Source organism: Paenibacillus sp. JDR-2 (assembly GCF_000023585.1).
Classification (GTDB): domain Bacteria; phylum Bacillota; class Bacilli; order Paenibacillales; family Paenibacillaceae; genus Pristimantibacillus.
Genome location: NC_012914.1, coordinates 7,121,517 through 7,142,544 on the forward strand (window position 1 = coordinate 7,121,517; position 21,028 = coordinate 7,142,544).

20 protein-coding genes are annotated in these 21,028 nt (G+C 50.4%); 4 read left to right on the plus strand and 16 right to left on the minus strand.

What is annotated here, in order from left to right; translation table 11 throughout:
* Positions 1–20: 20 nt before the first annotated feature.
* Positions 21–662 (plus strand): TetR/AcrR family transcriptional regulator, encoded by a 642-nt coding sequence (locus tag PJDR2_RS31320; RefSeq protein WP_015847768.1) that lies wholly within the window; start codon positions 21–23, stop codon positions 660–662.
* A gap of 97 nt (positions 663–759) precedes the next feature.
* Here PJDR2_RS31320 and PJDR2_RS31325 read toward each other — a convergent pair whose 3' ends face one another.
* From PJDR2_RS31325 to PJDR2_RS31340, 4 genes are all read right to left on the minus strand, one after another.
* Positions 760–1,653, minus strand: a complete 894-nt coding sequence (locus PJDR2_RS31325) for a hypothetical protein (protein ID WP_015847769.1) — start codon at positions 1,651–1,653, stop codon at positions 760–762.
* Between the two features lie 17 nt (positions 1,654–1,670).
* Entirely contained in the window at positions 1,671–2,402 is a 732-nt protein-coding gene (locus tag PJDR2_RS31330) for a hypothetical protein (RefSeq protein ID WP_015847770.1), read from the minus strand.
* Between the two features lie 11 nt (positions 2,403–2,413).
* Positions 2,414–3,721: an SPFH domain-containing protein gene (locus tag PJDR2_RS31335; RefSeq protein WP_015847771.1), complete on the minus strand. Its 1,308-nt coding sequence runs from the start codon at positions 3,719–3,721 to the stop codon at positions 2,414–2,416.
* 366 nt (positions 3,722–4,087) lie between these two features.
* On the minus strand, positions 4,088–5,482 hold the full coding sequence (locus PJDR2_RS31340) for an MATE family efflux transporter (protein WP_015847772.1): 1,395 nt from the start codon (positions 5,480–5,482) through the stop codon (positions 4,088–4,090).
* Between the two features lie 221 nt (positions 5,483–5,703).
* Between PJDR2_RS31340 and PJDR2_RS31345 the strand changes: the two genes are divergently transcribed.
* Positions 5,704–6,129, plus strand: coding sequence for a hypothetical protein (locus PJDR2_RS31345; RefSeq protein ID WP_015847773.1), 426 nt, complete (start codon positions 5,704–5,706; stop codon positions 6,127–6,129).
* A gap of 92 nt (positions 6,130–6,221) precedes the next feature.
* On the opposite strand, the gene PJDR2_RS31350 is transcribed toward PJDR2_RS31345, so the two are convergent.
* Together PJDR2_RS31350 and PJDR2_RS31355 are read right to left on the minus strand one after the other, a co-directional pair.
* The gene (locus PJDR2_RS31350; protein ID WP_015847774.1) at positions 6,222–7,601 is read right to left on the minus strand and encodes an FAD-binding oxidoreductase; all 1,380 of its coding nucleotides are present in this window, start codon (positions 7,599–7,601) and stop codon (positions 6,222–6,224) included.
* A gap of 129 nt (positions 7,602–7,730) precedes the next feature.
* Positions 7,731–8,507, minus strand: coding sequence for an endonuclease/exonuclease/phosphatase family protein (locus tag PJDR2_RS31355; RefSeq protein ID WP_190276170.1), 777 nt, complete (start codon positions 8,505–8,507; stop codon positions 7,731–7,733).
* Between the two features lie 224 nt (positions 8,508–8,731).
* On the opposite strand from PJDR2_RS31355, the gene PJDR2_RS31360 reads away from it, so the two are divergent.
* The gene (locus PJDR2_RS31360; protein ID WP_015847776.1) at positions 8,732–9,817 is read left to right on the plus strand and encodes a sensor domain-containing diguanylate cyclase; all 1,086 of its coding nucleotides are present in this window, start codon (positions 8,732–8,734) and stop codon (positions 9,815–9,817) included.
* A 5-nt stretch (positions 9,818–9,822) separates the two neighbouring features.
* Here the strand turns inward: PJDR2_RS31360 and PJDR2_RS31365 are convergent, their stop codons facing one another.
* The 9 genes from PJDR2_RS31365 to PJDR2_RS32695 form a co-directional block, all read right to left on the minus strand.
* Positions 9,823–11,358: an ABC transporter substrate-binding protein gene (locus PJDR2_RS31365; protein WP_015847777.1), complete on the minus strand. Its 1,536-nt coding sequence runs from the start codon at positions 11,356–11,358 to the stop codon at positions 9,823–9,825.
* A 7-nt stretch (positions 11,359–11,365) separates the two neighbouring features.
* Positions 11,366–12,127, minus strand: a complete 762-nt coding sequence (locus tag PJDR2_RS31370) for a response regulator transcription factor (protein WP_015847778.1) — start codon at positions 12,125–12,127, stop codon at positions 11,366–11,368.
* Positions 12,102–13,862, minus strand: coding sequence for a sensor histidine kinase (locus PJDR2_RS31375; protein WP_015847779.1), 1,761 nt, complete (start codon positions 13,860–13,862; stop codon positions 12,102–12,104). Before PJDR2_RS31375 ends, PJDR2_RS31370 begins: the two co-directional genes overlap by 26 nt.
* A 149-nt stretch (positions 13,863–14,011) precedes the next feature.
* Positions 14,012–15,535: an ABC transporter substrate-binding protein gene (locus PJDR2_RS31380; RefSeq protein WP_015847780.1), complete on the minus strand. Its 1,524-nt coding sequence runs from the start codon at positions 15,533–15,535 to the stop codon at positions 14,012–14,014.
* A 95-nt stretch (positions 15,536–15,630) separates the two neighbouring features.
* Entirely contained in the window at positions 15,631–16,560 is a 930-nt protein-coding gene (locus PJDR2_RS31385) for a carbohydrate ABC transporter permease (protein WP_015847781.1), read from the minus strand.
* A 15-nt stretch (positions 16,561–16,575) separates the two neighbouring features.
* Positions 16,576–17,520, minus strand: coding sequence for an ABC transporter permease (locus PJDR2_RS31390; RefSeq protein WP_015847782.1), 945 nt, complete (start codon positions 17,518–17,520; stop codon positions 16,576–16,578).
* A 358-nt stretch (positions 17,521–17,878) separates the two neighbouring features.
* Entirely contained in the window at positions 17,879–18,358 is a 480-nt protein-coding gene (gene rlmH / locus PJDR2_RS31395) for a 23S rRNA (pseudouridine(1915)-N(3))-methyltransferase RlmH (RefSeq protein WP_015847783.1), read from the minus strand.
* 136 nt (positions 18,359–18,494) lie between these two features.
* The gene (locus tag PJDR2_RS31400) at positions 18,495–19,196 is read right to left on the minus strand and encodes an ankyrin repeat domain-containing protein (RefSeq protein ID WP_015847784.1); all 702 of its coding nucleotides are present in this window, start codon (positions 19,194–19,196) and stop codon (positions 18,495–18,497) included.
* Between the two features lie 88 nt (positions 19,197–19,284).
* The gene (locus PJDR2_RS32695) at positions 19,285–19,455 is read right to left on the minus strand and encodes a CxxH/CxxC protein (RefSeq protein WP_015847785.1); all 171 of its coding nucleotides are present in this window, start codon (positions 19,453–19,455) and stop codon (positions 19,285–19,287) included.
* Between the two features lie 158 nt (positions 19,456–19,613).
* Here PJDR2_RS32695 and PJDR2_RS31405 point away from each other — a divergent pair, with 158 nt between their 5' ends.
* Complete coding sequence (locus tag PJDR2_RS31405; RefSeq protein ID WP_015847786.1) at positions 19,614–19,943, plus strand: YnfA family protein; 330 nt, start codon at positions 19,614–19,616, stop codon at positions 19,941–19,943.
* Positions 19,944–19,994: 51 nt separating this feature from the next.
* Here PJDR2_RS31405 and PJDR2_RS31410 read toward each other — a convergent pair whose 3' ends face one another.
* The gene (locus PJDR2_RS31410; RefSeq protein WP_083778234.1) at positions 19,995–20,906 is read right to left on the minus strand and encodes a DUF4097 family beta strand repeat-containing protein; all 912 of its coding nucleotides are present in this window, start codon (positions 20,904–20,906) and stop codon (positions 19,995–19,997) included.
* Positions 20,907–21,028 lie beyond the last annotated feature (122 nt).

The following is a 21,028-nucleotide window of genomic DNA, read 5'->3' on the forward strand; positions in this document are numbered from 1 at the left end:
CGCGGGAGTTGGAACAAGATATGACGGATTCGCGGCAAGATCGCAAAAAGAACAACGAGGAACAACAAGCGGGGGGATCGCGGAGGCGCGGGGACGTTCTGGAGAACGCCATATTGACCGCTGCCTGGGAGGAGCTGCGGGAAACCGGCTACTCCAAGATGACGATGGAGGCCGTTGCGACCCGGGCCAAAACAAATAAGACCGCCGTTTACCGCAGGTGGCCGAATAAGGCGAAGCTGGTCATCGCCGCAATGATCAAGCATATGCCAAAGCCCTCGCTCGACACTCCCGATACGGGCAGCTTGCGGGATGATGTTCTTTCTTTAATGGATCGGATTATTAAGCCCATGCAGCTGATTGGAGCCGAGACCATTCACGGCCTGATGGTTGATTTGCACGGAGACGAGTTCCATGCCAAAATGACGCTATCGCCAAGAGCGGAGGATCCGCTGTCCATCGCCATGACGAATATCTTGAAAAACGCCGAAAAGCGGGGCGAGGTCATTCTTGAAGGGCTGCCGGAACGCGTGATCACCCTTCCCGTCGACCTTGTGCGGTACGAGCTGCTCACTACTCATACACCGCTGACTGACGAAGCTATTCTCGAGATTGTGGACACTATTTATTTGCCTCTCGTCTGGAAGACAAGCAAACAAGGCTGAACCGGATTACCTCGGCTCAGCCTTGTTTGCTTCTGTCTCTCACGCTGACTATTGGCGGCTCTTTATCGGCAGTTAAGCGAGTTATGGGCAATCCACCTTAACTGCCGTTTATAACGTTTCCGCAAAATTCGCATTCCTGTGACTTGCCTGGGTATAGGTTTACGTTAGCGCCGCAGCCGGAGCAGACTACGCTTTTAGGCCCATCGTCAGATGCTTTTGCAGCCGCAGCCTGCTGGGCGGTGCCAATGCCATCATCGCCTATTTCTATATTTATCTCAATCTCACTGCTGGTAGTCGAACTGTTTATCGTCATGCCGGGTAGCACAATGCCTCCGCCATTTGCCATACCCTTTATCGTCATGCCGGGTAACTCGATATCCCCACCACTAGCCATACTCTTTATCGTCATGCCGGGCAACACGATATCCCCGTTATTATTCGTTCTATTTGTCTTCACACCCGCCTCTACGGTGTTCCAACTGTCTGTCATGCTGGTTTTGGATAGTGTAATATCCCCCATGCTAGTCATACTAGCCCCCGGAAGCCGGTCGGTGACGATCATATAGCGGATATCCTCACTTACTTTTTGAACCGGTACACCGGTCGATTGGGACAAAACAGCAATCGAAGTGTTCCCTTGCTCGATGACTAGATGATAGTACGCCATATACAATTTATCCATTTTCTTTTTGCGTGAAGATGCGACAGCATAAAAGAGGATAGCAGGTATTCCAAGGAAAATAAAAAATCCAATAAAGGAGACGAGTAAACCGTCACCGCTTACGCCCGCCAACATACACATCAGCATCACGAGCCCGAACAGCGTTAAAAAAGAGTGTCCCGCCAGCCTGTCGTCCTTTTCCCTCAAATAATTGTACTTCGCATGAAGAGCGTATCGAATAATAAGCAAGATGATTCCCACCGGGAAAAAAATCAAGAAACTGAATAATATGATCGCACCATGAATTTTAACATTTACCGACTTGTGCACAAGCAAACCTCCGCTCGTTATTTTCGTTGAATTAGCCTCTCGTTGCGATCTTTCAGCAAATCCGAAAGATCGCGGATTCGACGGCTGAACGAGTCAGTCTCCACCCGCTCGGACAGTTCCGCATAGCTGCGAATGTCAGCTGCCAGCCGCTCCGCTTCGGTCACCAGCCGGCGGTCATCATCTAGCATGGTAGGATGGGAGACTGGATCACTAAAGCGGACTTTTTCTTCCAGCCGCTCCAGGTCGCGCTGCAGCTCTGCTTCTTCCCTGCCCCGCATTTGCCGCACGGCATCGCGCAATGCATACTGCATATTTTGCATGTGCTGAGTCTGGACAGTGATGTTATCATCCTCCACCGACTTGCCGGCGGCTAGCGCCGCCAATCCCGCGGCGACTCCGGCTACGGCAAGCGCTATTATATGAATCAAGATGTAAGACCTTACCGAAACATCGAATAGCAGGGAGAACAGAACAATAATGACAACCACTGCAACCAAGTAAAACGTCGAGACCGTTACGAACGTCGAATAGCCAATTGACAAACTCCCGTTTCTTTCTTTCTGGGAAATCGCGTAAATAACCGTACCATATACTGCCGTTTCCGCTAACGCCAGCGCCTCTAAGGAAATCCATAAATGATCGGGGCGCAAAAAAGGCAAGTCTATCCAGAATAAGAGCGCAACCGTCAGCACAAGCGCGCATGCGTAAATGAAAGTCCATGCCCCCGTATATAATCGAAAGCTATTCATGCCAAACCTCCTTATGGAATGAGCTTATTGCCGCATTCCAGGCAAAATTTCTGACCCGGCTTCACTTCATGCTGGCATTGCCCGCATTTCAACACCGCACTCGCTCCGCAGTTGGGACAAAATTTCGCACCGGCGACCAATGGATCCCCGCAGCTCGAGCACAGCTTAATACCTACGGTATGTCCGCATTTTACGCAAAATTCGGCTTCATCGGGGTTATCCGTTCCGCAATTCTGACACAGTCGGTTCTTATCACCGCAATGCGGGCAAAATTTCGCGGCTGCGGAAAAAGACTTGCCGCATACGCTGCATTCCGTTTCTTTAGGACCGACTGCGGGAGCGGACGGCGCCGAGACAAATGAATAACCGCAGCTGTTGCAGAAACGGGAACCTTCCCTATTAGTCGTATGGCATTGCGGGCACGGTTTGTCAGCCGTCATATTCATTTGCTGCGTTAGACCTGACATTTGGCCGCCGAACGCACCTCCGATACCAGCCCCCATACCGAGTCCGATTCCCGCACCCATTATGCCTGAGCTCCCCGTGTTTTCGTTTCTAGCCGCTCCTTCAAGCGTATCGAACGTCCTTTGCTGCTGGTACGTATATCCGATAATATCCATCTCGGCCTTTTTAGCCAGCGCTTCCTTTAGCCGGTTTGTCGTCGGATCGTCGTCGGGCGTATTAATTGAATCGATATAAAAGTTAAGCAGCTTGATGCCGTAGTCTTGAAATACCGGCCCGATCCTTTCCTCGATATGTTTAGCGATCTCCGTAATATAAGCATTAATTTCCAAAATGCTGATTTTCTTTACAGCCAAGTAGGTCGTAATCAGCTCGTTAATGTTCATCATCAGAAGACTGCGGAAATATTTCACCAGTGCATCCTTGTCGAATGCCGGCAGCGTACCGATTAACTTAATCAAAAACTTTCGGGAGTCCTCGATCTGCACACCAAATTGCCCGAACGAGCGAACGGAAAGAAGAATTCGGTATTTCGGATCTTGCAATTGAATCGGTGAAGCCGTTCCCCACTTCACGTCTAATGAATTGATTTTGTTAACGTACCATACTTCCGCTGTGAACGGAGAACGTCCGCCAAACGGTAAATTGACAAGCGACTGAATAAAAGGAATATTAGCCGTTGAGAGCGTATGCCGGCCAGGCCCGAACAGATCCAGAGCCTTTCCTCCCTTGAACAGGACTGCTTCCTGCGTTTCGTTGACGATTAATTGCGTCCAGGTGCCCATCTCCTGATTCGGATATTTCCAGACGAACAAGTCCGGCGGTCCATCGAACTTGACGACTTCGACTACGGCCATAATTGTATGCCTCCTTCTATGACTAAAGACCTTGCTTTCCCAGGTCTACGTGCATAATTCGACTTCAATCTCTATTCTATCAGCAAGAAAATATTTCCTCTATAACCTATGCCAGATTTGATAAAATCTAACTTCAAATTCCTGAAAGGCACATGCTAAAAACCGCCTGCCGACAATTGCCGGCAGGCGGTTCATAAACGTTAAATACGAGGCCGAATTCGTTCCTGTCTATGCTTGCTGTCGCGTGGAATCCAGCACGCTCCCGCGATAAATCCCGCCTTTCCTATTCATGCGTTGTTCGCATGCTCCGATTATAAAAAAGCACGCCGACAACGTCATGTCAGTAGCGCTTTAAATAATTTCAGCTTAAATCGGTGCTTCCACGCCCTGATCCGAAACGACGGAAGCAGGCTTTACTAATGCTTTCTTCTCCCAAACTCTGCTTCTCCAGCGAAGCAGCATCATAACTCCGCGCAGCCATTCGTCCACCGTAAAGGCAATCCATATGCCAAGCAGGCCAATTCCGAAATGAACGCCGAGCAAATAAGCAAGCGGTACCGAGACTCCCCACATGGAGATGACGCCCGCTAATACAGGGAACCGTGCATCCCCGGCGGCACGCAGCGAATTGATGATGACCATATTAAAGGTTCGGCCGGGTTCAAGTATGATGGAAAGCAAAAATATGCTCGCCCCGGCAGCAATAATCTCAGGGTCCTTTGTAAACAAACCGATCAATTCATGCCGGAATATCGCTGCCACCCCAACGACAGCTATGGTTAACAGGAAGCTGATTTTTACGCTTTTCATCAGTCTCCGGTAAGCTTCCTTCATTTCTCCCGCACCGACCATTTGTCCGACGATAATCTCCGTCCCCATCCCGATCGCCAGTGCCAGCGCCATGAAATAGTTCGATACATTCATGACATACACATGCGTATTTAAAGCGGTAATGCCAATCATATTGACGAAACCAATGATCATCAAGTATTGCGATTGATAAGAGAGATGCTCCCCCGCTGCGGGCAAGCCAATGCTCAGGATTTGTTTTGCGTAAGAACCTTTCCAGCGCACGTAATCCTTCCTTTGAATCGGTACGGCAATACGGCGGTACAAAAGGATAAACAGAACGACGATACCAAGCAAACGGCTTACGACCGTTGATATGGCCGCTCCCGTAACTCCCCATTCCGGGAAGCCCAAGTTGCCGAAGATAAGCAAATAATTCCCTCCCATATGGAGGAGGTTAACGCCTAGCGTAACAAACATAACGCTCTTCGTATTTCCGGTTGAACGGATAACCGACGACACCGCGTAAGAAAGCGCCTCGATCCAAATAAATCCGCCGATAATCTTTAAGTAATGATTGGCGATTCCAATTTGTTCGGGGTTTAAGTTTAACAGCCGCAGCAGCGATTCCCCAAAACTTACGATAACGATGCTGACGAGGATTCCGAAGATCAGGTTCATTGAAATAGCCATCGCCGAAATGCGGCTTGCCTCTTTCGCCCGCCGGGCGCCGATATACTGCGATACCGCAACGCTGGTGCCTATGCCGACAAAGCCAAACATCATAATGCAAAAATAAATAATTTCGTTGGCTAAGCCTACTGCACCCGTTGCCTTGTCGGAAATGCGGCTTAACATAAACACGTCAACCGTACCTAGCAGCATCCGCAATACGGAGTCTACGAAAATGGGCCATGTTACGGCATAAAGACTAAGTTTCTTCCATGATGGAGTATGGTCTGATAAAGTCACGTTTACAAGCTCCTACTATATTTATTCTCTGTCGCCCTCCCTAGTGTAGCGTCCGCGGGTTGATACGTCTACGGGGGACATCGCGTTAAAAATAAGTAAAGGCGCCCGGGTAAGGGCGCCAATTCATCTCAAAAACATAATCTAGCAATCTTTGAATTTTGCCCAATCAGTCTCTCTTAATCTCTCATAAATTGAAGCATCAAATAAGAGGAGTTGATATTATGGTACGAATTCTTGATAAAGCAGCCGTCCAGCCGCTTCGTCGCTTTAACCTGGCCAAATCGTTTACTATTCAGAGTTCCCCGCAAAAATCTGGCATCGCAACGATCGCCATTCGGATTCCAAGGAATTCTCAACCCAACCGGGTAGATTTGGTAGCATCCGTTGGTGTCAGAGGTGTTACAGGCATTGGGCAAATTCTCTTTAGAGTCTTCCGCGGTAATAAAGAAATCTTCAATACGCTGCAGGGTATCGAATCTACGGATTCAGAGCAAAATTATATAGTTACTTTCCAAGCTGAAGATAGAAATGTTAAAGCAGGTACTCATTCTTACACGGTCACAGCAGAAAACCGTACAGCAAATACAAGAGTAGATGTTGTAGGGCCAATATCTTTTAGTGGGTTAGCTGTTCAAACCAGAAGCTAACATCGCCTCCTCCCGGGGGCTATCGAGGAAAAATGTCAAAGGAGCTGACTCTGTCAGCTCCTTTGCTTAATTTAGATCTGATGCGAATATGATCATTTCCTGACCTGTTTACCCACTGGAATGCTCTGAGCAAAACGAAACACATTCTGAGGATCGTACTTGCGTTTCACCCGCTTCAATCTGCCGAAGTTCACACCATAATACGCCTTGGGCCAATTCTTAATCTGCAAATCGGGAAAATTCACATAATCCCCTTTAACAAAGGGGCGTAATGCTCTCCTGAACCTTTTCACCCACTGAATATTCCGCTCCTGCTCCCCGTTGTTCCTCCAGCGGGCCGACAGCTCGTAAATGGTCTCCGCCTTCCGGTGAGGATAGGCCGTTGCGGTAGGCGACACCCGACTCACCGCACTTCCTGCTCCGCCTAAGCTTTGACTCCATACGCTAGAATGCTTGTTGGGTGCTTTGGATAAAAAGTCGCGAATAATTCGTATTCCTTCGCTAGGCAAGGGGTGGAAGCCGTAAGCTCCCGTGATTTTAAACTTTGGTTCCAAGTTTAAATCCGCTTCGGCGAAAAATTTAGTCGCTTCTATAAACGGCACCGTCTTCACCAGCACCTTCACCGGAGTGCCTGCCCGCAAAAGCGGTTTAATTAATCGGCGCAGCTCCTCTGCGCCGCCAAGCAATTGCCCCGTAGATACAATAGTTCCCACCTGCTTGGCAGATACCTCAATCGTTGAGGTTAAGCGGTTCGTGACAGACGGGGCCCAGCGCTGCCACACCGGCAATACCTTCTCCAAATCACCCCATTTCCAGTTGATGCTGTATATAGAAACCGTCGAAATGGGTCTAACCCGAAAAGTATAAGCCGTAGCAACGCCAAAGCTTCCTCCACCGCCGCCTTGCGATGCCCACAACAAATCGGAATGCTTCCTCCGGTTTGCCGCAATTGTCTTCGCTCCATAACGTCCCGAGGCTACGACCATCTTCACTTGTATCAAGTTATCGCATGTAAGACCATATTTGCGCGACAGAAGTCCAATGCCGCCCCCCGAGGTGAGCCCGGCTACGCCTACATCGGGGGCAGTCCCCGCCGGAATCGCTACTCGTTTATTCCACAGCTTTTCGTACACTCGGGCAAGCGGATTTCCCGCCTGTACGATGGCCACCCTATTTTTTCGATCAACCTTAACCTTGTTCATCCCGCTCACATCGATAATAATACCGCCATTTACGGAAGAAAAGCCTTCATAGCTGTGCCGCCCGCTGCGCACTCGCAGCCGTACGCCCCGTTCGCGGGCCCATTTAACCGCGTTGATCACATCCCGGGTTTGTCTGCAAAAAACAATAACCCTTGGGAATTTGGAAAACCGCCTATTATACTCCGTTCTGGCCGCATTATAAGATGGATTGCCCGGGAATACGATTCTCCCGGTTAATCGCGTACCTTTCTTTTTCCGGCTTTGTGCCATTCACTTTACACCATCCCTGCCTATGGTATAAGCCATTCTCATTAGCTTATATCTATGTAGGGACACCTGACCTAGTAACGGCAGCCGCCTTGCTTGCATCGTAAAAGTATGCTGATCTGCCCATCTTTTTTAGAATCGGATTGCCGCCACAACCGGATAATGATCGGATGGATATCTTCCGTTAACTTGGGAGCGATCGATCTGCACCGATAAGAATTGGAATTCGGCGGTTGCAAAAATATAGTCAATCGGCTCTCCGGAGTCTCCCCCTTTAAAGCTATGGAACGTCAGGCCGGGATTTTCCGCGATTTGGGAGTACGCGTCCGTCAACCCGCTTTTTTTGCCGTCAATCTCAATCTCGCCGCGCAAGAAACGAATCGGGAATTCACCTGGATACGAGTTGAAATCCCCTGTAAGCAAAGCCGGGAGTCCATCCAAAGCGCGTTGTTTAGCCATGTACTCCCCAATGACTTGAATCCCGCGGTCTTTCGCTTCTTGGCTATGATGATCCAGATGGGTGTTGTAAAGATAGAAGGATTTACCGGACCTCCGATGATGGAAACGCGCCCATGTACAGATTCTCGGAAACGAGCTATCCCAACTAACCGAAGCTTCCGACTCCGGCGTTTCCGACAGCCAAAACTGTCCGTTCTCTTCTACGGTCAACTCGTCACGGTTATAAAAAATGGCATTGTGTTCATTCTCGTGTTCCCCGAACCGGCCTCGCCCGACCCAATCGTATTCATATAATTCAATCTCCAAATCTTTGAGCATCGAATGATAACCTTCCTGAGTGCCGATGAGCAAAGGATGATGTTTTCGAATAACGTTGGTTGCCCGATCCACTCGCTCCGGCCAATAATCGGAACCGTCTTGGATTTCCGGATAGCGTAAATTGAAAGTCATAACAGAGATTTCCAACATAACGATGCAGTCCTCTTTTCTATTATTTTCAATCGTACTCGGAGCCTAATCACCTCTATTTTACTTCGTTCGGGGCATCGCATGAAAGTGCATATTAGCTCAAAATACGGCTCGCGGCCGGGCTGACAAACCTATTTAAAAATGCTAGCATGTTAACTAATAATGTCGGGCAGATTACTGTGTACGCATGGAGGGGAATAAGGACGATGATTGAAAGCCGTCGCCTGGAAGTCATAATGGAAGTCCAGCAGCAGATGCTGTTATCTAACTTTGATTTAAAGCTGTTTATGCAGACGATATGTGATCGGATGTGCCTGCTAACCGATGCCGACGGCTCTACGATCGAGATGCTGGCAGGAGATGAGATGGTTTATGCTGCCGTCAGCGGCACTTTGCAGCCTCATCTTGGCATTCGAATCAATAAGAACGGCAGCTTGTCGGGATTATGCGTAACGAAGGAGGATATTTTGTATTCCGCGGACACGCAGCAAGACGATCGCGTCAACAAGGAAGCGACAATGAAGGTTGGCGCTCGTAGCATGGTCTGCGTCCCCCTGTTTGAATCCACCAACGCCGTCGGAGTGTTGAAAGTCATCTCCGGTCGTCCTAACGCTTTCTCCAGCCGCGATATCGAGACGCTGCAGTTGTTATCGCTCGCTCTAGGGTCAGAGTTAGGCAAGCAAATTAACTACGATGACAAAGTCCGGATCCTAAACGATTACGAGCAATTATTGATTCAATTAAGAGCTGAAATTGATAGACGCGAAAAGCTGGAGCACGAGCTTATTCAATTAACCGAGCGCGACATTCTGACAGGATTACTGAATCGTAGAGGCTTTAGCGTACGTATCCAAGGCTGGATTAACCGCGCCGGTCGAGAAGAAGGCTTCTTTGGGGTGTTCTACCTTGATCTAAATAAATTCAAGCAATGCAATGATACTCACGGACATGAAGTCGGCGATCTCGTGCTTGTGGAATTCGCCAATCGCATCAAAAATGCAACTGGCGAATCCGCTCTGGTCGCACGGCTAGGGGGAGACGAGTTCGTGGTGGCGGCATGGCTGCAGAAAGATAACGACTTGGTACAGACCGCTAACAGGTTGGTCAGTCAATTGGAATTGCCAATGCAGATTAAGGAGCTTCGTCTTCCGATGACCACCAGCGTCGGCTGTACGTTATGGTCAGAGGGCAAGACGGAGACTGATCTCTTACGCGAGGCGGATCAATCCATGTATCTCGCCAAGTCCAATGGTACCAACCGCATTGCGGTTGACGGGAAGCTCGTGGGTTAAGCCAATTAACCTCTTCCGGGTGACGAATGGGCGGCTCGCCAGGCGTCAAGCTGCTTTTGCACCTCGGCCCGCACTTCGTCGATGCCCGCCTGCCGAAGCTCCTGATTAAAATTCGGCAGTACCGAAGCTACATCCACGCTGCCCGTCATCAGGCTGGGAAAGTATTTCTCCCAGACCATCTGGATGTTTTGCATCTGGATGGGCATCCGTGACAAGTCCGGAGTAAAACCCAGCGTACTCGATACAACCGCTTCCTTGTTGCTCGCGCGGAATTGATTCCATTTGTCCAAGGGATCCGGATATTCCCCGCCCATGGTCTTCAAGATGAACCAATTGCCTTGGGTGTACTGCACGCCTCCATAGCTTGGCTGCGCGTCCGGAATAGGATTGCCGTTCTTGTCCTTGGGCGGAATGGGCACCACTTGGCCATTACGATCCAGGTTGTAGTGTACGCCCTCGATCCCGAAATTGAACAGATTGCGCACCTCGGGATCCGTGTTCAGCAGATTGAGAAACTTTACGGCCTCGACGGGATGCTTCGTTTCCGCGCTAATAGCCATGATTCCCCCCCGAATGGATTCCGTCGTGATCAATGCTGGGGTTACAGGGTAAGCCACCAGCTTGTAACCGCGATCCTTGCTCCAACTATTTTCCGCCAGCGGGCCTCCCCCCGCTGCTTTCCAGAAGACTAGCGCGCCGCGCTTCAGTCCTTCGGTTTCCCGCATGGCCGCGTCCTCATTGATATAACCCTCCACATAGTAGCGCCGAAGAAGGTCCAGCACTTTCCGGGCTTCGTCGGTTTCAAAAATATTCACGACCGGAGAATCGGGATCCAGGACATTCCTCATTAGGGGAAGCGTCTTTTCCGATACGTATTCGTAGCCGTCCAAGGCGAAGAAATTTTGAGATTCCTTATCGAGCTCCATCGGTATATAAGCTGGTTCCTTCTCCTTGATCATCCTTAACAGCGGTTCAAGGGAAGCCAGCGTTGTGTACTTCGAGATATCAATATGGTACTTCTCCACTAGCGCATCCGGATACATCCACTGGTCGCGCACGGCTAATTCTTTATTGGTCGGCACACCGTAAATACCGCCGTCATCCATCCGTACGCCTTGCCAGAAAATAGGGTCGATTGCATCATACATATCCTTCCCCACTTTCGACAGATAGTCGTTCAGCCTCAGCCAAGCGCCGCGCTGCGCGTAATTCGCGTACTCCGGGGCAAAAGCGATGTCAAAGGGAGTTCCTGCCGACACGAGGGTATTCAGACGCTCCTCGTACTCTTGCCAGCCTACCTTGATATACGTAATGGTAACGCCGATTTTCTTGGCCAGAATCTCGTTGATCTTGTCGTTGACCATCTTAAGGTCCTTGTCCGGATCGCCGATCGTATAATAGATCAAATTCACTGTATTGTCCGTTGCCGAGGCTTTCTCTTCCTTACCGGATGCGGAGAAACAACCGGATATAGGCAGCGTCAACATGATGACGAGCACGAAGGATGCAAGGAGACGACTCAAATTCCGTTGTTCCCGCATGGCATCGTTATTCCTTTCTACGCAAATCCGAGGGTGATTTGCCGAAATAAGCGTGGAAATGAGAATAGAAATAGTTCAGGTTGGGATATCCGACAGAAAGCGCGATGCTGATAATCTTCTCGTCCGTGCACTGTATGCGTTCCTGGGCGCGAAGCATTCGGTAAGCCATTAAATATTCCGAGAACTTCTTTTTCGTTTCCTTGAGGAATAACTGCCCGAGGTACGTTCCGTTCATGCGAAAACGCTCCGCAACCGATTTCAAGCTCAAGTTCTGGGCATACTCCGCTTTGACGATCAATAGAATGCGATTAGTCAGCTTGGACAAGCTGTCATAACGCACGCCAAGTACCGGGTCTATATCTAGGTCACTGCGATCCGCATCTGCCAGCTTACCGTGCAAATCTTCTACGATAATCTTCTCGACCAGCTGCTGCAGCTTTGAACGATCCACGGGTTTGAGCAGGTAGTCCTTGGCCCCGCAGCGAATCGCCTCCAGCGCATATTGAAACTCGCCATAGCCGCTCATAATAATATATTTCGAGGGAAGGCGCAGCTCGTTGAGCTTGTGGATGGCGTCATAGCCGCGCTGCTTGCCGATGCATACATCAAAGATCGCCAAATCCGGCAAAATTTCCACGGCCTTCGAAATCGCGCCTTCATAAGTCTCGCTCGTCTCGATGCGACCAAAGCCGTATTTCTCCCAATCCAGCGTTCGCTTCATTCCTTCCAAAATCTGTGGCTCGTCATCTACGATCAGCAGCTTGTACATCGTTAGTCGCCTCCTTGGATAGGATTACGGTTATTTTAACGCCAGCTTCCTCGTTATTGTCGATCGTCATGGAGAAGCCTTTCCCATAGAAAAAGCGCAGCCGGGTATAAACGTTACGCAGGCCAATGCTGTCCACCGGGGCGTCGTCGCCTCTGGAGAGCTTTTTCCTGATTTCGGCCAACTGCTGTTCGGAAATCCGGTTGCCGTTGTCTACGATCTCCAGCACGAAGCGTGCCTCTTCTTCCCAGCCGTTCACAATAAGCAGGTTGAACTCGTTTTCCGGGTGAAAGCCGTGAATGAAAAAGTTTTCCGCCAGCGGCTGCATCCAGAATTTGACGGTGGGCAAGGATACTAATGCCGTTTCCACATTAAACTGATAATAAAACCGGTCCGGATATTTGAATTCCATAATTTTTAAGTATTTTTGAAGCAAGTTTAGCTCACTGCCAAGAGAAATGATATTCTCGTTTTTTACGATATCCCGGTACAGGGCGCCCAAGGTGGCGATAGCGTCGGATGTATGGTCGGCGCTGTTCACCAGGGCAGAAGAACGTATCACCTCAAGCGTATTGTACAAAAAATGAGGATTAATCTGATGCTGAAGCGCTTTCATTTCAGTCTCTTGCTGCTTGAGTTTTAATAAATAATTCGTGCGAATATGCCGATCGAGTTGACGAATCATATCGTCTAATTCCCGGGCGATCATGCCGTATTCGTTCCTTCGGTAGCGGGCCGGGCTAACTGGGGTAAAATCCGCCGTTTTCACTCGTCCGATGGACACGATAATCCGCCGCAGGAAGTTCGCATCCTCGCGCAGATTGTACACGATGAGCAGCAGGACGCAGATCATAGCGGCCAGCACGATAAGAAACACGATAAGCAGCACGTTCGCTTTTTGACGGATCAGCGAGGCCAAGTCTACGGTGCTGACGAACCGATAATCGAACTCGTTCGAATGGAAAGTCACGAAATAGGTACGGTCCAAAAATCCCGTCGATAGAAAGCCATGCGTGCGTCCATCCGCCACAATCCGGCGAATCAGCTCCTCCGAGCTGCGGCCGTTACCGGCGATCAGGTACACGTCTCCGGAATCGCTGACTGCCGCGGCTCCATCCAGATGGTAATTTTGCACCGTCTTAAAAATCCGGTCGCTGCTGACCAGAAAACGGAATTCGCCCAGCTGGCGAGAAATTTGGTTCGGATCCGACAGCTTTTTGTGATAGACGAATCCTTTTTGGATGGTCTCGCGGAACGTTTCATCGGAGTTTGGCAGACGGAATAGATAACTCGTATTGCCGTTATTGTCGAAGCTCACCACGTTGCCCTCTTGCTCGGTATGCAGGCTGATTTGCGTGATGTCTCCTTTTCCCCCGTTACTCAGAAAGGATTTCATATCGTCGGGAAAGGAGACAAGCGGCCGGTTATATTGACTGCCCTGCAGCCTGCTCGTCAGATAGCCTTCCGCGTTATTTCCTAGAAAGCTGCGAATGTCGGACACCAGCCCGCTGTTGGAATACACCCGCTGCATAAACGCTTCGATACGGTCGGCATCGTACTGGAGGCTGTTTTCCACCCGAGAGAACGCTCCGGTAGCCTCGTTCCTGGAATTCCCCACCCATTGGTCCAGCAGTACCGCGCAGGTGAGCGCGCCGAGCGCCAAGCCGATGAACACCACAAATACCGCATATGCAATGAACTTGCCGCGATAGATCTTGATTTGCATAAATGAACGCATGCGGCGTCTCCTTTGCAATAGGCTTTTGCCCTACCCCACTGCTCAAACATATAACGTTGTTATCGATAAAAGCAATCCTAAATTTTGTGCCAGAAAACCCGAACGGCAATTTCCGTTCGGGTGTCTCGGATGTTGATGACAGATTAGACTTATTTAAAATAAGTATCGACTTGCTCTTGGGCGGCCTTCATAATCGCATCCATGCCAGCGGCCTTCAATTCAGACACAATCTTCGGTACCATCTTCTCCGGATCGGAAGCGCCCGTCAGCAGCTCATACCGGTATTTGTCCCATACCGCTTTCGTATTGGCCACTTCGGTGCTCAGCTTGCTGATGTCCAGCGCAAAGCCCAGGTTCGTGGAGGAAGTCGCCTGATCGTTCAGCTTGCGAACTTGATCCCACTGATCTACCGGAGCGCCTTTCGTTACGGCCAGGTCGAAGAACGTCCCTTGCGTATAAGCGGCAAGCGGCCATGTATCGGACTTGCGCTCAATTACTTTCTCGCCATCCACGTTGTCGTAATCGGCGCCCAGCTCGCCAAAGGCCAGCATATTGCGCAGCTTCGGATCCGTATTGACCAGCTGCAAATATTTCAATGCTTCTTTCTTATATTTCGAGTTGGCCGAGATCGCATTCAGAGAGCCTTGAATCGTACTCGTCGTATAAATCGGTCCAAAGATCTGGAACATGTCGTACTTCTCGACACCCTCCGTAATCTGCCAGCTCGCTTCCGCGCCCGGGAATGCCTGCGCCGCGAAGAACGGACGGGCTTTATCCGCTTCCGTTTTCGTCGGTGCGTCCGGATTGATAATACCGTCTTGGTACCATTGGTGCAGCTGCTTGAGTCCCTCCATGATGTCCGGCTGCTCCAACACGGAGACAACCTTGCGGGAAGCATCGTCGACTTTTACGCCGATCGGCGGCAGACCAAGCGTCATATCGTCATAGCCGTTGAAGAATCCGTTAAATCCGTCGCCTTGAGTGAGCGACAGCGGGTAGAAGCTTTTACCCTCGCCTGCCTTCATATCGTGGAACGGTTTGTCGAGGTCTTTCAACGTCTTGATGCTAGCCGTGTCGATGCCGTATTTCTGCACGTACTTGTCGTCGAACACCCAGTATTGGGTTAAAGACGAGTCTTTGTACGTCGGCACGGAGTAGATTTTTCCTCCGATTTTTGTTCCATCCCATACCTTCTGAGGAATCAGCTTGTAGAGATCCGGCGATTCGCTTTGCACCAAGTCGGTCAGGTCGGCAAACGCGCCCATCGTCACTTGCTGGCTATACTTGGAGTTATTCGTAAACATGATGTCGAACGGTTCGCCGGTATTCACGATGGTATTGATCTTCGTATCCCAGTCGCCCCAGCTTGCTACCTTAATGTCGATTTTCACGCCGATCTTCTCGGCTGTGTATTCGTTCATCGCGGCAATCGCTTTATCGAAGTTGGCGGGAGTCTGTCCGCCGATCGTCCACCATACCAGCGTAGGCACATCGCCCGAATCAGCGGGCTTGCTCGTTTCCGTCTGCGCGCTTGCTGTCGCATTAGTGTTCGAAGGCGTGCTGGTGCTTGAATCGGAATTGGAATTAGAATTCGAGTTGCCGCAGCCTGCAAGAGCGGTTGTTAAAAGTGCCACAGCACTCATTGCAAGCCATTTTTTTTTCGTCCTTTTCATCTACATTTCCTCCCTTTGATATAGCCCTCTTCATTCCCACCGTCTGCATTGCGCGGTGGATATCATAAACCGGACGAATCCGAGTTTATTTCGAGTTAACCTTTCACGGCGCCAACCGTCAGGCCAGAAATAAAATATTTCTGGAAGAACGGGTAAGCAACGGCAACGGGAACCACGATGACGATGGCAACGGCCATACGCGCGGATTCCTTGGGCATGGTTGCGACAAGTTCCGCGTAACTGATGCCCATGCTGGAAGCATTTTTCGCCAGGGCGTCCACGTTGGTCATCAAGCTGTTCAAGAGCGCCTGCAGCGAGTACAAGTTCTGGTTATCGATGTAAAGCATGGATTGGAACCAATCGTTCCAATAGGCGAAGCAGAGGAACAATCCAATGGTCGCCAAGACCGGCAGCGAAATTGGCAGCACGATCGAGAAGTAAATGCGCAATTGGCTCGAGCCGTCGATCTCGGCGGATTCGATCAGCGCGTCCGGAATCGTGCTTCGGAAGAAGGTTTTGCATATGATGACGTTGAAGGAGGAGACGGCCAGCGGCAGAATGAGCGCCCACACCGTATCTTTCAGGCCCAGCATATTCGAATTGATATAGTAGCTGGACACCAAACCTCCATTGAACACCATCGGGATGAATACGATCCAAGTCAGAAGCCCTTTCAGCTTGTAATTCGGCCGGGAAAGAACGTACCCCATCGACGTTGTAAGCATCACGCCAATCACGGTACCGAGGACGGTAACGAGCAACGAGATGCCAAGCGCCTTCGTAATCATCGTCCCCTGCTGCGCAATATAGTGATAAGCATCAACGGAGAAGACCGTCGGGAAGAGATGATACCCACTTTCCCGAATAGAGTCCTCGCTGCTTAGCGATATGGACAGCACTACAATGACAGGTATAAGGCAAAGCAGCGCCAATACGCTAAAAATGAGATGGAAAACCACGTTCGTGCCGGTTCGGATCCGGTTGAACTTGTCTAGACCCGTTTCAAATTTCGTTCTTGATGACATTTCCCGCTTCCTCCTTTACATCATCGCGCTCTCTCGGTCTACGCGACGAACGACCCAGTTGGCAATCAGAATGGTCACGCAGCCCATCACGGATTGCAAGAATGCAGATGCTGATGCCATTCCTAACGTAGCGGACTTGAGCTGCTTATACACAAGAACGTCAATCGTGGTCGCTACATTGAACAACGAGTTGGAATCCCTCGGCACTTGGAAGAACAAGCCGAAGTCGGTGTAGAAGATGCGGCCTACGGCCAAGATGAACATCATTACGATAACTAGCTTCATGAGCGGCAGCGTAATAAACCGTGCTTGCTGCCACTTGGACGCGCCGTCGATGACGGCAGCCTCGTAATACGTGCTGTCAATGCCGGCGATGGTCGCCAAGTAGACCACCATGCCGTAGCCCAGTCCCTTCCATACGTTCATGAATACCAGGAAGTACGGCCAATATTCCGGCTCCATATACCAGTTCACCGGATCGTTGCCTAAGGTGGCCAGGAATTGATTGGCGATCCCTTTATCGAAGCTTAGAAACGCCCACACAATGGCGGAAACCACGACCCAGGAAAGGAAATACGGCAGGAACATCAGCGTTTGATAGATTTTCCCGGCCTTGCCGCTATGCAGTTGACCGATCATCAGTGCTAACGTGACGGGTACCGCAATGCTCAGCACGATGAAAATCAGATTGTAGCCCAGCGTATTGCGGATCACGACCCAAGCGTCGTTAGACTTGAACAGAAATTCAAAGTTTTTAAAGCCGGTCCAATCGCTGTTGATGACGTTGCTCAGAAAACCGCCGTGGATCTTGAAATCTTTAAAGGCAATAATAAGGCCGAACATTGGCAAGAAACAAAACAAGATATACCAGATGGTTGTTGGTAAGGCCAGAAACGTCAGTTCGGTATCCTGTGTGCGCCAGCGTGTTCGCAGGCGTTTTCGTCCGCTTTTCATGTCCATGTTCGCCACTCCTTACGTTGTTTACGTTCAGCATGTACACGTTTTCAGTTCCCCGTAAGCGCATTCATTAAACAGTGCTGATCAATCTAATTGATGTAATTTTATAGAAAATCACCTGCTCAGTTCCAGACTAAAAACATGAGACCGCAGTCAACAAACGTTAGATTTTTGGTGGAAGTGGGATAAAGTTGCTGCTAATTGGGCTTATCCGCCTACCTGAGTCGGAAGCGTCGTGCTCAACTTCAACGAAGAAACCGAGAAGCATTTATGAGTACCGGCTTCTGCTGACAACATGGTAAAGGGGCTTTCTCTGTTGAAGAGAAAGCCCCTTTAATTAAGCTCTTCGTGAAATTTCGCCCTACTTGTGGTACGGTTCCCCGCGGTTAATCTTCACCGCGCGGTAGATCTGCTCGATCAGCACCAGCCGCATCAGCTGGTGCGGCAGCGTCATGCGCCCGAAGCTGAGCTTCTGCTGGGCGCGCTGCAGCACCGCGGGAGCGAGCCCCGTGCTCCCGCCAATGACAAAAGCCACGTGGCTTCGCCCATACGTGGCCAACTTATCGAGCTGTTCCGCGAGATCCTCGCTGGACCAGAGCTCGCCGCCAATCGCGAGCGCGACAACATGGGCGTCCGGCTTCAGCTGCGCAAGAAGCCGTTCCCCCTCCCGCTCGCGCACTTGCGCTTCCTCCGCCGGACTCATCGTCTCCGGCGCCTTCTCGTCGGGCACTTCCGTGAGCGTCAGCCTCACGTACGGCCCGAGCCGCTTGGCATACTCCGCGATGCCCTGCACCAAATATTTTTCCTTAAGCTTGCCAACCGAAGCAATCTGTATATGCATGAATGTTCATCCCTTATGTATATTGGCAACCCTATTCCCTCTAGCATACCGAAAAAACGCTCTACTTGCCGCGCTGCAATCTCACTGGTTTCCATTCAAGCCAGCCGCTCTTACGTTCCACGTGGAACTCTTTTTGCTACTTGGCTCCAGCGTCAACCAGCAGCTGCTCGATTTCTTTAAACCCTCTCTTGCGAGCATGCTGCAGCGGCGTAACGCCGTCATTGTCGGCCAGATTGACATCCGCGCCATGCTCGATCAGCAGATTCACCGTCTCTACCTGCCGCTTGTTGCCGTTATTGAGAATAATGGCTTCCAGCAATGCGGTCCAGCCCAGCTTGTTGACATGGTTCACATTCGTGTCCGTCCGCTCGAGCAGCTCACGAACCACCTCAACGTGGCCATGTTCCGAGGCCGGTATGATGGCTATGCCCCCGTATCGGTTCGTTATTTTCGTATCCGCCCCGGCATCAATCGTAAGCCTCAGAATATCCACATACCCTTCGGCTCCGGCATACAAGAAAGGCGAGTTTAGCATATCGTCCCGTAAATTCACATCCGCTCCCGCTTCAGTCAGCACCTCTGCCACCGCAAAATCCTTCTTGTAGGTTGCAATCATAAGAGGGGTGCGTCCCTTGTCATCCTGAACGTCCAGGTTTGCGCCGTTTTGAATCAGTTGGCGGACTTTCTCCGCATGTCCATCCTCCGAGGCTTGAAGCAGCTGCTCATCCATCGTTCCCATTACGCTTACACTCTCCTTTTCTTGAATATGACGTTCGTCCCCGGCACCGTTGCCGCATCCTTGAAGCAGCAGGAGGCATGCAAGCATCCATTTCTTCATCGGGTATCCCCCTGTGCAGGCCCAACCCTGCCTTATGAAAAAGGCGCCCCGCACCCATGCGGCAAGCGCCTCAATGTCATTCCTCTTTCTATACCACCAAAAACTCGGCGGCTGCCTCCCCGCAAAGATCGCAGCTGCGAGGCGGATCCCAATCCGCAAATTCCGTTTCCTTTAAATCGACAATATCCGGCGCATCCTCGTATTCGTCCACAAATTTATCAATCGCCAGCTCTACATGCTGCTTGCACACACAATACATTCGAATTTCGCTTCCTCTTCAATGTTGTTTATTATATAGCTAGCATAGCAAACAAGCCTGCCGATGTGAAGTAATCCGGCCAATTCTCCCTTTCATTTCCTTCCGCCTGCCATCCCGCTATAATGATTACAAGTCAATACCAAGAAGGAGTCTATCCCGTGTTTATTGCTATTGTCCTGTTCGTAATTGCCGGACTGGCCGAGATTGGCGGCGGTTATCTGGTCTGGTTATGGCTGCGCGAAGCAAAGCCGCTCTGGTACGGTATCGTAGGCGGCATTATCCTGATTGCGTACGGCGTTATTCCCACCCTACAAAATTTCCCCTCTTTTGGCCGCGTCTATGCTGCTTATGGAGGAGTCTTTATCATTTTGGCCGTTCTCTGGGGATGGCTCATCGATAAAAAAGCTCCCGATCTCTACGACTGGATCGGAGCCGCCGTCTGCATCATCGGGGTTGCCATTATGCTCTATGCTCCCCGTGGCAGCTAACCGCAAATTAAAAGCCGCACGGGCACCCACTCTGCCCGTGCGGCTTTGTATTTACGGTTGGCTAATCCGGATACTGCCGCTGTCCGTACGAACCTTGATGACTTCTCCCGAAGTCCCTTGCTGATCCGGTTTATGAATGGAACCGGAATCCGAATCGAGATCAAACATACCCCCATACGAAGAAGGAATCTCGATTTTCACGCTGCCCGAGTCGCTCTTTACGTCAGCGCCGCTTGTATCATCCTTCACCAAACGAATACTGCCGGAATCGGAACGTACGACAGCCTTGCCGCTCAGATGATCGATCGTTATGCTGCCGGAATCCGAGGAAGCCTTCAGCTCTGCAAGAACAGTTCCCGCATGGATGCTTCCCGAATCCGATTTGATCGACAAGCTGCTGCCTTTGAAGCTCTCCAGCTTGATGCTTCCGGAATCCGCCTTCAACGTCAGCGTGCCAGCCTCGAAGCTGCCCAGTCTAATGCTTCCCGAATCTGTTTCCACCTGACTGTCAGCTGCTTTTGCGCCATCTACTCTTACCGAACCCGAATCGCTTTTTACATTCAACGACTTAAGGGACGACATTGCGTCTTCGGTCAGTGATACGGTTACGACCTGCTTCTCGTTCCAGCCCGAGAAGTCAAAGAAATTAAGGCGCCATTTCTCTTTCATCCGAAGATTAAGCTTTCCGTTCTCAACTCTTGCGTTCTTAATCTGGTCGATAACCTCCGGCTTTGCTTTGCCTTCCACATGAATCGAGTTGCTTCCGTCTGTACTAGGAACAAAATTAATATCAAGACCAAGGCCGTCGGATGCAATACTAAGATCTTGCATTGTATCTTCGAGCTGCAAGGTATGGGCATATTCCTTGCTCTTCACACCGCCGAATTGATATTGGAACAACGCCATTATCCCAATCGCCACTAGGACCACTCCTATCGTATTTCTGACCCATCGTCTATTCATGGTTGATTTCTCTCCCTCTCTGCTCTCTTGCTTCTTGAGTATATTTTACGCCAGCAGACTTTTGCCAGAAACCTTCCAGAGGATGGCTCGAGGGTTAGACTTTAGTCGGGGTAAAGCACAAA

Bases quoted from the DNA above. Each gene is read 5' to 3' on its own strand.
- PJDR2_RS31350 (WP_015847774.1), bottom strand. From the start codon at position 7,601: ATGGCACAAAGCCGGAAAAAGAAAGGTACGCGATTAACCGGGAGAATC.
- PJDR2_RS31390 (WP_015847782.1), bottom strand. From the start codon at position 17,520: ATGGACATGAAAAGCGGACGAAAACGCCTGCGAACACGCTGGCGCACA.
- PJDR2_RS31360 (WP_015847776.1), top strand. From the start codon at position 8,732: ATGATTGAAAGCCGTCGCCTGGAAGTCATAATGGAAGTCCAGCAGCAG.
- PJDR2_RS31365 (WP_015847777.1), bottom strand. From the start codon at position 11,358: ATGCGGGAACAACGGAATTTGAGTCGTCTCCTTGCATCCTTCGTGCTC.
- PJDR2_RS32695 (WP_015847785.1), bottom strand. From the start codon at position 19,455: ATGTATTGTGTGTGCAAGCAGCATGTAGAGCTGGCGATTGATAAATTT.
- PJDR2_RS31335 (WP_015847771.1), bottom strand. From the start codon at position 3,721: ATGGCCGTAGTCGAAGTCGTCAAGTTCGATGGACCGCCGGACTTGTTC.
- PJDR2_RS31375 (WP_015847779.1), bottom strand. From the start codon at position 13,862: ATGCGTTCATTTATGCAAATCAAGATCTATCGCGGCAAGTTCATTGCA.
- PJDR2_RS31345 (WP_015847773.1), top strand. From the start codon at position 5,704: ATGGTACGAATTCTTGATAAAGCAGCCGTCCAGCCGCTTCGTCGCTTT.
- PJDR2_RS31355 (WP_190276170.1), bottom strand. From the start codon at position 8,507: ATGACTTTCAATTTACGCTATCCGGAAATCCAAGACGGTTCCGATTAT.
- rlmH (WP_015847783.1), bottom strand. From the start codon at position 18,358: ATGCATATACAGATTGCTTCGGTTGGCAAGCTTAAGGAAAAATATTTG.
- PJDR2_RS31380 (WP_015847780.1), bottom strand. From the start codon at position 15,535: ATGAAAAGGACGAAAAAAAAATGGCTTGCAATGAGTGCTGTGGCACTT.
- PJDR2_RS31400 (WP_015847784.1), bottom strand. From the start codon at position 19,196: ATGAAGAAATGGATGCTTGCATGCCTCCTGCTGCTTCAAGGATGCGGC.
- PJDR2_RS31370 (WP_015847778.1), bottom strand. From the start codon at position 12,127: ATGTACAAGCTGCTGATCGTAGATGACGAGCCACAGATTTTGGAAGGA.
- PJDR2_RS31330 (WP_015847770.1), bottom strand. From the start codon at position 2,402: ATGAATAGCTTTCGATTATATACGGGGGCATGGACTTTCATTTACGCA.
- PJDR2_RS31320 (WP_015847768.1), top strand. From the start codon at position 21: ATGACGGATTCGCGGCAAGATCGCAAAAAGAACAACGAGGAACAACAA.
- PJDR2_RS31410 (WP_083778234.1), bottom strand. From the start codon at position 20,906: ATGAATAGACGATGGGTCAGAAATACGATAGGAGTGGTCCTAGTGGCG.
- PJDR2_RS31385 (WP_015847781.1), bottom strand. From the start codon at position 16,560: ATGTCATCAAGAACGAAATTTGAAACGGGTCTAGACAAGTTCAACCGG.